The organism is Actinomadura soli (assembly GCF_005889715.1).
GTDB classification, from domain to species: Bacteria; Actinomycetota; Actinomycetes; order Streptosporangiales; family Streptosporangiaceae; genus Spirillospora; species Spirillospora soli.
This window is the reverse complement of the sequence record NZ_VCKW01000297.1, coordinates 1-9,174: the sequence shown is the minus strand read 5'-3', so window position 1 is coordinate 9,174 and position 9,174 is coordinate 1. Positions and strand designations below refer to the sequence as shown.

Sequence of the window (9,174 nt, the reverse complement as noted above, 5' to 3'; positions counted from 1 at the left end):
GTCCAGGCCCGCTCCGCACGGGACGCCCCGCCGCCGTTCCAGGGCGGCGACGTCCGCGTCCCCGCAGCCGCATCACTCGCCCGCGGGCGAGCAGTCGGCATCGTCGCACGTCCCGCCCCCGCGGGTGCGCAACCGGCACGACGTCCCGCCCCCGCAGGCGTCCACGTCCACCCGCACGGCGCCCGCGCACGGCCACGGTTCGCACGGCGGGCGCGGCGGCGGGCATGGCGCTCCCCGCCGTCCAGGCGGCAACCGCGCGCTCCTCGGCGTCGCCGCGGCCGCGCTCACCGTCATCGTCGGCCTCGGCGTCTGGGCACTGTCCGGCGGCGGCGACGACCCCAAGGGCAACGGCGTCACCGACCAGGGCCAGACGAGCGCGCCGCCCAAGCCCCAAACGGTGAAGCTCGACGTGGTGAACATCGCCCCGGCGCAGCAGTCGCGCGCCGACCATCCGGACACCGCGATCGGCAAGAACCTCCAGTCCGTCATCGACGGGTCCCCCGCCGGCAAGTGGGAGACGCAGAGCTACCACGACGCCCACTTCGGCAACTACTCGAAGGGCCTCGGCGTCCTGCTCGACCTGGGCCGCCCCGTCAAGATCGCCAACGTGAAGGTCCAGTCGCCCGAGACCGGCGGGATGCTGCAGGTCAAGGTCGGGAACGCGCAGAACCCGACCGCCCTCCAGGAGATCGGCCAGCAGCCCGCCAACGGCGGCGAGCTGACCGTCGTGGCGAACCCGCAGGCCACCGGTCAGTACGTGCTCGTCTGGTTCACCAGGCTTCCCTCGTCCTACAAGGGCAAGCTCGGCGAGATCAGCGTCTACGGGGCCGCCGGCTGAGCCCGTTCCGTGCCGCGCGAGGGCTGTGACGTGGAGCGGCGCATGTCTGTATCGTGCCTGTAAGCAGATGTCCCTTCGCCCCCAGGAACCTGTGGTGCCTACCCCAGCAGCCGGACGCGGATACCCGGCACGTCCCGGGCGTTCCGAACGAGAAAGCGGTCGCTCATGACGTCGGTGAGCATGCGTCGCGTCGACGAGGTTCCCGACAAGGAGCTCCTCGCCCGCCATGCCCAGGGGGACCCGCACGCCTTCGCCGAACTCGTCCACCGCCACCGGGACCGCATGTGGGCCGTCGCTCTGCGCACGCTCGGCGACCCCGAGGAGGCCGCGGACGCGCTGCAGGACGCCTGCCTTTCGGCGTTCCGCGCGGCCGACCGGTTCCGCGGGGACGCCGCCGTCACCACCTGGCTCCACCGGATCGTCGTGAACGCCTGCCTGGACCGCGTCAGGCGCAAGTCCGTCCGCCCGGCGACACCGATGGGCGACGACGCCACGTTCGACGCCGTCGCGCCGAAGATGCCCGACCCGACGGACGCGCACGGCGTGTCCCTCGACGTCCACAGCGCGCTCGGGCAGCTGCCGTTCGAGCAGCGCGCCGCGCTCATCCTCGTCGACATGATGGGCTACTCCGTCGACGACGCCGCGCAGGTCATGGAGGTCCCACCCGGCACGATCAAGAGCCGGTGCGCGCGGGGACGCGCCAGGCTCGCCCCCCTTCTCGGCCATCACCGGAACCGACGGGAACCCAAAAACGTCGGAGGTGTGGAAGGAGGTGGCATGCCCAAGTGAACCCCGCACACCTTGACTACGACGTCCTGGCCGATCTGGCCGAAGGGCTGCTCGAAGACGACCAAGCCGCCTCCGTCAGCGCGCACCTCGACACCTGCGCCGACTGCCGCGACCTGTCCGCCGACCTTACGGACGTGTCCCGGATCCTGGCGGAGGCTCCCGCGCCGTCCATGCCCGCCGAACTGGCCGACCGCATCGACACCGCCATCGCCGCGGAGTCGCTGAACACCGCGGCCGTGGTGAGCCTGGAGGAACGGCGTGGAAGGCGGCATTGGCGGATCCTGTCGGCCGCCGCCGCGGCCGTGGTCGTGCTCGGCGGCGGAGCGGCGGTCGGGACGATCGCCCTGGACAACACGAACGGCGAGCAAGGGTCGGCGTCGGCCCCACCGCAGGACAACGCGCGCTCCGGCATCACCGGAAGCCAGCAGGAGAGCGGCGGCATGGCGCCGAACGCGGCGCCGGCACCCGCGTTCGCGGTCGCGCGCAGCGGCACCGACTACCGCGCCGGGACGCTCGCCGCCCAGGTCGGCCAGGTCGTGGCTGGCAACCAGAAGCTCAGCGCCGCCGACGCGCCGGACACGCGGCTCCGCGACTGCGTCCTCGGCCTCGCCGGCGAACGCAAACCCGTCCTCGTCGACCAGGCCGAGTACGAAGGCAACCCGGCGACCGTCATCGCCGTCCCCGGCGACACGCCCGGCAAGCTGAACGTGTGGGTCGTCGGCCCCGAATGCTCGGCCCAGAACCAGCACGTGCTGAAGAACATAAAGAACGCCTGACCACAAACCCCGAAGGCCATGGACACCGGCGACCCGCCACCGTCCATGGCCTTCCCCTTGCCCCTGCCTGCTTCTCGTGCTTCTCCTGCCTCTCTTGCCTCTCTTGCCTCTCCTGATCCGCGCTCTGTCCGCCCCATGTTCAGGCTCAGCGGGCCGACGAGCCAGAGCTGGCAGTCCGGGGCGCTGGACCGACTGGTCAAGGGGATGAGAGGCCGGGAGTGCGGCGGACGAGGGGCCCGATCGGCCAGAGGGCGGCGAGCCGCAGCACCGTCCGGTCAGAAGGACGGGCGGTCAAGGGGTGATCGGTCAGAGGGTTGCGAGGAATTCCAGCGCGATCGTCCAGGCCCGGTCGGCGGCCTCGGCGTCGTAATCGGGCAGGTCCAGGTCGGTGAACAGGTGTCCGGCGCCCCGGTAGCGGAAGACCTCCACGTCCGCGCCCGCCTTCCGCATCCGCAGATACCAGGCGTTCAGCCAGTCGGCGGGCTCCCACGTGTCCGGGTCGGCGACGTGCAGCTGCACCGGGATCTCGGTGGACGCGTCGTCCGCCATGTCGGACGTCCCGTGCATCAGCAGCAGCCCGCCCGCCTTCGCGTCGGCGAAGGCAAGGTTCTGCGCGAGGGAACCGCCCAGCGAGAACCCCGCATACACGAGACCGCCGTGGCCAACCAGCGGAGCGGCCGCCGCCACCGCGCGCCGCAGCAGCTCGTCCCGCCCGATCTCCTCCTTGATCTCGATGCCGGCCTCGGGATCGTCGACGACCCGTCCGTCGTACAGGTCCGGGACGTGAACCTCGTGCCCCGCCGAGCGAAGCCTGTCCGCCGCCTGCCGAACCGCAGGCCGCAGCCCGTACATCGAGTGAAGAAGCAGAACGCGCGCCATGGTCCACACCCTATGGCCACCGGGAAACGCCCAACGGCCCGAGCCGTCCGGCCTCGGAAGAGCGCGACCGCACCACCCGTTAGGAAGGGCTCCCCTCCCAGCCAACAGCCCGTCCGCAGCGGTTGCAGCCTGCCGGGGTCGGCGGCCGCCGGACGATCGGCGGAGGTGGGAGGGGCCGCTGCGGCGTGCCGGGAATCCCCGGGGCCTAGGATCGGTTGACGCGATTGGCAGGCCAGGTCGCGCGGCAGGACGGCCATTGAGGAGAGGCAGAACAGTGAGCGACGTCCGTAACGTCATCATCATCGGCTCGGGCCCCGCGGGCTATACGGCCGCCATCTACGCCGCCCGTGGCGACCTCAAGCCGCTGGTCTTCGAGGGTTCGGTGACGGCCGGCGGCGCGCTGATGAACACCACCGACGTGGAGAACTTCCCCGGGTTCCCGGACGGCATCATGGGCCCCGACCTGATGGACAACCTGCGCAAGCAGGCCGAACGCTTCGGCGCCGAACTGATCACCGACGACGTCACCGAGGTCGACCTCACCGCCGACCCGAAGATCGTCAAGGTCGGTGACGAGACCTACCTGGCCAAGACCGTGATCGTGGCGACCGGGTCCGGCTACCGCGAGCTCGGCCTGCCGGACGAGAAGCGCCTCTCCGGACGCGGCGTCTCCTGGTGTGCGACCTGCGACGGTTTCTTCTTCCGCGAGCAGGACATCGCGGTCGTCGGCGGCGGCGACACCGCCATGGAGGAGGCGATCTTCCTGACCAAGTTCGCCCGTTCCGTCACCGTGATCCACCGCCGCGACCAGCTGCGCGCGTCCAAGATCATGCAGGACCGGGCGTTCGCCAACGAGAAGATCAAGTTCCTGTGGGACAGCGAGGTCACCGCGATCCACGGCGACGACCGGGTCACGAGCGTCACCGTCCGCAACACCAAGAACGGTGAGCAGTCCTCGCTGGAGATCACCGGGCTGTTCATCGCGATCGGGCACGACCCGCGCAGCGAACTGTTCGCCGGCCAGTTGGAGACCGACACCGACGGTTACCTGCTCGTCGACGCGCCGACCACGAGGACGAAGGTCCCTGGCGTGTTCGCCTGCGGTGACGTCGTCGACCACATCTACCGTCAGGCCGTCACCGCCGCCGGGACCGGCTGCTCGGCGGCCATCGACGCCGAGCGGTGGCTCCAGGATCGGGACGCCGCGGAGACCGTGCCGCAAGCCTGAACCACGCCTTTCTCAACCGGCCACATTCGTCCCACCAGCCGCACCCCTGCCATGACTCACACAGGCGGCGATCAGCCCCTGGTCAAGCACTGTGCTGGCGGCTCGTGGGCCGGGGCCGGGGGCCGGGCCGATGAATTCGCTGGACGGGCACGATCGTCCGGCAACATCGGGCGGAGGGTCGTCCCGCCGCCCGCACGATAGGAGAAGGAGAGCCATGAAAGCCGTGACCGACGCCGACTTCGCAGCCGAGGTTCTGGAGAACGACAAGCCCGTCCTCGTCGACTTCTGGGCGGAGTGGTGCGGCCCGTGCCGGATGGTGGCGCCGATCCTCGAAGAGATCTCCAAGGAGCATGGGGACAAGCTCGAGATCGTCAAGCTCAACATCGACGAGAACCCGCAGGTGCCGCAGACGTACGGCGTCATGCAGATCCCGACGATGAACGTCTACAAGGGCGGGGAGGTCGTCAAGCAGATCATGGGCGCCAAGCCGAAGGCCGCCCTCCTGCGCGACCTGGCCGAGTTCATCTGACACCTGCCGAACTCACCTGACCAGCACCGCGTCCGTCACGGCGCTGTCCGTCACGGCGACGTCCGTGCGAGGCCCGCCCGTCAGGGGCGCGTCCCGTTACGGTTGCGTCCGCCACGAGCCCGCGTCCCGTCACGGCGCCGCCCAACCCGAAGCCACCCCGATCGTGCATGGCGGTCCAGACGGTCCGGGGCCCGGGGGCCGGGCGGTCGGATCGTGCTCGGCGTACTTCCGGACCTCGTCGTCTCCCGCGGCGAGCGCGAAAGCGTGTGGCCCGCACTCCGGACGGAGTGCGGGCCACACGTATGAACCGGCTCAGAACGCCTCAGACGGGTCGTAGCGCCCCCTCCGGGGTCATGGAGCCCAGCAGTCGTTCCAGTGCCACCTCGACGTCCTCACGCCACGACAGGGCCGACTTCAACTCCAGCCGCAGCCGCGGATACCGGTGATGCGGGCGGACGGTCTTGAACCCGACCGAAAGCAGATAGTCGGCGGGCACCATGCACCCGCCCTCCTCACCCTTCAGATCACCGAACGCCTCGATCGCCTTCACAGCGCGCCGGGTGAGGTCCTTCGCGACGCCCTGGACGAGCATCCGGCCGAGCCCCCCGCCCGCGAACTCCGGCAGGATGTGCGCGGTCATCAGCAGCACCGCGTCCGCGCTGACCGGGCTCGTCGGGAACGCCACCGAGCGCGGCACGTACAGCGGCGGCGCGTACATCACGAAGCCCGCCGGGACGTTGTCGACATACACGATCTTGCCGCAGCTGCCCCACTCCAGCAGGGTCGAGGAGATCCACGCCTCCTTCTCCAAGCCCGAGTCGCCGCTCTCCAGCGCGCGGTCCCGGCTCACCGGGTCCAGTTCCCAGAACACGCAGCCGCGGCAGCGGTGCGGCAGATCGTTCAGATTGTCCAGCGTGATGTTGACGAGACGACGCGACACTGGGTCGGCACCCCCTGTTGCGATCCTCGCCCGCCAGCCTGAACCTCTGGCGGGGCCGTCTGTCTCGGGGCGGAACGCCGCTCCGCTGAAGTTCCCGGCAACATTCCGGGACCCTCGGGCATCGTATCGGACAGGGGACCACCACCCGGCTCGGCACACCTTCGCAGCAACCGCCGTCCGGCCGACCTGAACGCTCCGCCGTCCGCGGGCGAACCAGAACGGTCGGACGACACACATCACAAGCGGTTCCACGCGGATTATCCGGGCAGCACAGCCGACCCGGACCACCCAGCGTCCAAGGGGCGGCGCATCGGGGCGCCGCTCGGGTGGCGGAACCCTCTCGGCAAGGCGGCAGGAGCAGTCGGATGACCACTCACTCGGACGAAGCAGCAAGGCGACGCACTCACATGACCAGTGCGGCGCCGGAGCCGTCGAGTGGCACGTCCCCACGCTCCACGGGCCTGGCAGCACGGCGGCCCACACGGCCAGTCCGGACGCCAATCCCTCGCATGCGAACCGCAGAGCCGATCGCACAACCAGCAGGGCGACACGCCCTCGCGGACGAAGCGAACCGGCCGACGCTCCGGACGCCTCGCCCAGGGGTTCGCAAGGAGCGTCCCCACCCGATGCCGTAGTTTGCAGGCAAGCCATTCCACCTCGGAGGTGCCTCGTGGAACAGCACTCGCGTACGGATGCCTACACCGATCGCTACGCCGCCCGTGCCGCCGGCATGGTGCCCTCGGAGATCCGGGCTCTGTTCGCGATGGTCGCCCGTCCCGAGGTGGTCTCGCTCGCGGGCGGGGCGCCGTACGTCTCGGCGCTTCCCCTCGACGCCGTGGGCCGGCTGATCGGCGACCTCGTCGCGGGCAAGGGCGCCGAGGTGCTCCAGTACGGGTCCGCGCAGGGCGACGAACAGCTCCGTGAGCACATCTGCGACGTGATGGCGCTGGAGGGCGTCCAGGCGTCCGCGGACGACGTCGTCGTCACGGTCGGCGCCCAGCAGGCGCTCGACCTCATCACCAAGATCTTCGTGGATCCGGGCGACGTCGTCCTCGCCGAGGCCCCGTCCTATGTGGGTGCGCTCGGCACGTTCGCCGCGTACCAGGCCGACGTCGTTCACGTCCCACTCGACGAGGCCGGCCTCATCCCCGCCGCGCTCCGGGAGACCCTCGCGGACCTCCGGGCGCAGGGCCGCCGGGTCAAGTTCCTCTACACCGTCCCGACATTTCAGAACCCCGCCGGGGTCGCCCTCACCACCGCGCGCCGCGCCCAGATCCTCGAAATCTGCGCCGAGTACGACGTTCTGGTCATCGAGGACAACCCGTACGGACTCCTCGGCTTCGAGGGCGAGCCCATGCGGGCACTCCGGGCGGACGACGCCCAGCACGTCATCTACCTCGGCTCGTTCTCCAAGACGATCGCCTCCGGCCTCCGGGTCGGCTGGGTGCTCGCGCCGCACGCGGTACGGGCCAAGCTCGTCCTGGCCGCCGAGTCCGCGATCCTGTGCCCGTCGAACTTCTCGCAGCTCGCCGTCCGCGAGTACCTCGCCACCCAGCCGTGGCAGGAGCAGATCAAGGACTTCCGCGAGCTCTACCGGGCGCGACGCGACGCGATGCTCGAGTCCCTCGACCAGCTCATGCCGGACGGTTGCACGTGGACTCGTCCCGCAGGCGGCTTCTTCGTCTGGCTCACCCTTCCCGAGGGCCTCGACGCCAAGGCCATGGCCCCTCGCGCCATCGCCGAACGCGTCGCCTACGTCCCCGGCACCGGCTTCTACGCCGACGGAACCGGCCACCGGCACATGCGCCTGTCCTATTGCTTCCCCGAGCCGCATCGGATCCGGGAGGGCGTCCGGCGCCTCGCCGCGGTCGTGGAACAGGAGATCCAGCTCCGGGACACCTTCGGCAGGACGGCCACGGGCGCCTCCTCCGGCGTGCAAACCCCGGGGCCGGACGTCGTCTGAATGTTTCACGTGAAACGCACCGGCCTCTCGGACGGGGTCGCCGGGTCTTCGGCATGGACCTGAAGGCATGATCGTGTCGGACGGCACGACTCGGCGCTCACCCAGCGGGGGAGCCGGTGCGTTCCGTTGTCACGGCACCATCTAGAGGGGCATCAGCAGTGGAACTCGGGCATGTCGTCGTCCTGGCCGGCGGACTCTCCTACGAGCGGGAGGTCTCGCTCCGTTCCGGCCGCCGCGTCACGGAGGCGCTGCGCGCCCTCGATATCCCCGTCGAGCTCCGCGACGCGGACGCGACGCTCCTGGACTCCCTCTCCGACGATCCCCCGGACGCCGTGTTCCCCGTCCTGCACGGGGCGGCGGGAGAGGACGGCTCGATCCGGGACGTCCTCGAACTCCTGGACGTCCGCTACGTCGGCGCCCGCCCGGACGCCTGCCGAGTCGCGTGGGACAAGCCGACCGCGAAGTCCGTCGTCCGCCGGGCGGGCCTCCGAACACCTGACTCCGTCGCCCTTCCAAAAGAGGTCTTCCACGATCTCGGAGCCTCGTCCGTCCTGGACCACATCATCCGCAGCCTCGGCCTCCCGCTGTTCGTCAAGCCCACGCGTGGTGGTTCGGCGCTCGGCGCATCCGTCGTCCACGAGGCGGCCGATCTCTCCGCCGCCATGGTCGGCTGCTTCGCCTACGGCGACGCCGCCCTCGTCGAGCGCTACGTCACCGGCACCGAGATCTCCGTCAGCGTCATCGAGCGCGACGGCACCCCCACCGCCCTGCCCGCGGTCGAGATCGTCGCTCCTGGCGGCCTTTACGACTACACCGCCCGCTACGACGCCGGCGACACCGAGTTCATCACCCCGGCCCGCCTCGACGAGGACGCCACCGCCCGCGCCACCGCCGCCGCCGTCACCGCCCACCGCGCCCTCGGCCTCCGCGACCTCTCCCGTACCGACCTCATCGTCTCCCCCGACGGCGAGGTCCATTTCCTCGAAGTCAACGTGGCCCCCGGCATGACGGAAACCAGCCTCTTCCCCCGCGCCATCAGCGTCGCCGGCCTGGACCTAGGTGAAGTCTGTCGAGACCTCATCCTCACACGCTTCCCCTGAGCCCCCGCCTCTCACTCCACGCCACGGACGTCCCAAGGCGTCGCCAACACCGCGTCACCCCAACACCTCCAAACCACCAAGCACCACGACACCGGCCCTCGGACGCCCGACGCTCCCGGACACCCATGGCCC

General features: G+C 70.5%; 8 protein-coding genes and 1 pseudogene. 7 read left to right on the top strand and 2 right to left on the bottom strand.

What is annotated here, in order from left to right:
* From ETD83_RS43115 to ETD83_RS35710, 3 genes and pseudogenes are all read left to right on the top strand, one after another.
* A pseudogene (locus tag ETD83_RS43115) lies at positions 1-838 on the top strand (hypothetical protein); the annotation flags it as partial.
* 180 nt (positions 839-1,018) lie between these two features.
* Positions 1,019-1,627: an RNA polymerase sigma factor SigM gene (gene sigM / locus ETD83_RS35715; protein ID WP_138649625.1), complete on the top strand. Its 609-nt coding sequence runs from the start codon at positions 1,019-1,021 to the stop codon at positions 1,625-1,627.
* Positions 1,624-2,403 (top strand): anti-sigma factor family protein, encoded by a 780-nt coding sequence (locus tag ETD83_RS35710; protein ID WP_138649623.1) that lies wholly within the window; start codon positions 1,624-1,626, stop codon positions 2,401-2,403. The genes sigM and ETD83_RS35710 overlap by 4 nt, the downstream gene beginning before the upstream one ends.
* Positions 2,404-2,709: 306 nt before the next feature.
* Here ETD83_RS35710 and ETD83_RS35705 read toward each other — a convergent pair whose 3' ends face one another.
* Positions 2,710-3,282 carry a dienelactone hydrolase family protein gene (locus ETD83_RS35705; protein WP_138649622.1) on the bottom strand — a complete coding sequence of 191 codons (573 nt, stop codon included), beginning with the start codon at positions 3,280-3,282 and terminating at the stop codon, positions 2,710-2,712.
* 274 nt (positions 3,283-3,556) lie between these two features.
* Between ETD83_RS35705 and trxB the strand changes: the two genes are divergently transcribed.
* Positions 3,557-4,510 (top strand): thioredoxin-disulfide reductase, encoded by a 954-nt coding sequence (gene trxB / locus ETD83_RS35700; protein WP_138649621.1) that lies wholly within the window; start codon positions 3,557-3,559, stop codon positions 4,508-4,510.
* Positions 4,511-4,724: 214 nt separating this feature from the next.
* On the top strand, positions 4,725-5,039 hold the full coding sequence (trxA, locus tag ETD83_RS35695; protein ID WP_138649620.1) for a thioredoxin: 315 nt from the start codon (positions 4,725-4,727) through the stop codon (positions 5,037-5,039).
* Between the two features lie 322 nt (positions 5,040-5,361).
* Here the strand turns inward: trxA and ETD83_RS35690 are convergent, their stop codons facing one another.
* Positions 5,362-5,979, bottom strand: coding sequence for a GNAT family N-acetyltransferase (locus ETD83_RS35690; protein ID WP_138649619.1), 618 nt, complete (start codon positions 5,977-5,979; stop codon positions 5,362-5,364).
* A gap of 730 nt (positions 5,980-6,709) precedes the next feature.
* On the opposite strand from ETD83_RS35690, the gene ETD83_RS35685 reads away from it, so the two are divergent.
* Positions 6,710-7,942 (top strand): aminotransferase-like domain-containing protein, encoded by a 1,233-nt coding sequence (locus tag ETD83_RS35685; protein ID WP_138649624.1) that lies wholly within the window; start codon positions 6,710-6,712, stop codon positions 7,940-7,942.
* A 158-nt stretch (positions 7,943-8,100) separates the two neighbouring features.
* Entirely contained in the window at positions 8,101-9,042 is a 942-nt protein-coding gene (locus tag ETD83_RS35680) for a D-alanine--D-alanine ligase family protein (RefSeq protein WP_138649618.1), read from the top strand.
* The last annotated feature ends 132 nt before the right edge of the window (positions 9,043-9,174 follow it).

What these genes read in the sequence shown, in the direction of transcription:
- sigM (WP_138649625.1), top strand. Translation starts at nt 1,019, where the DNA reads ATGCGTCGCGTCGACGAGGTTCCCGACAAGGAGCTCCTCGCCCGCCAT.
- ETD83_RS35705 (WP_138649622.1), bottom strand. Translation starts at nt 3,282, where the DNA reads ATGGCGCGCGTTCTGCTTCTTCACTCGATGTACGGGCTGCGGCCTGCG.
- trxA (WP_138649620.1), top strand. Translation starts at nt 4,725, where the DNA reads ATGAAAGCCGTGACCGACGCCGACTTCGCAGCCGAGGTTCTGGAGAAC.
- ETD83_RS35685 (WP_138649624.1), top strand. Translation starts at nt 6,710, where the DNA reads ATGGTGCCCTCGGAGATCCGGGCTCTGTTCGCGATGGTCGCCCGTCCC.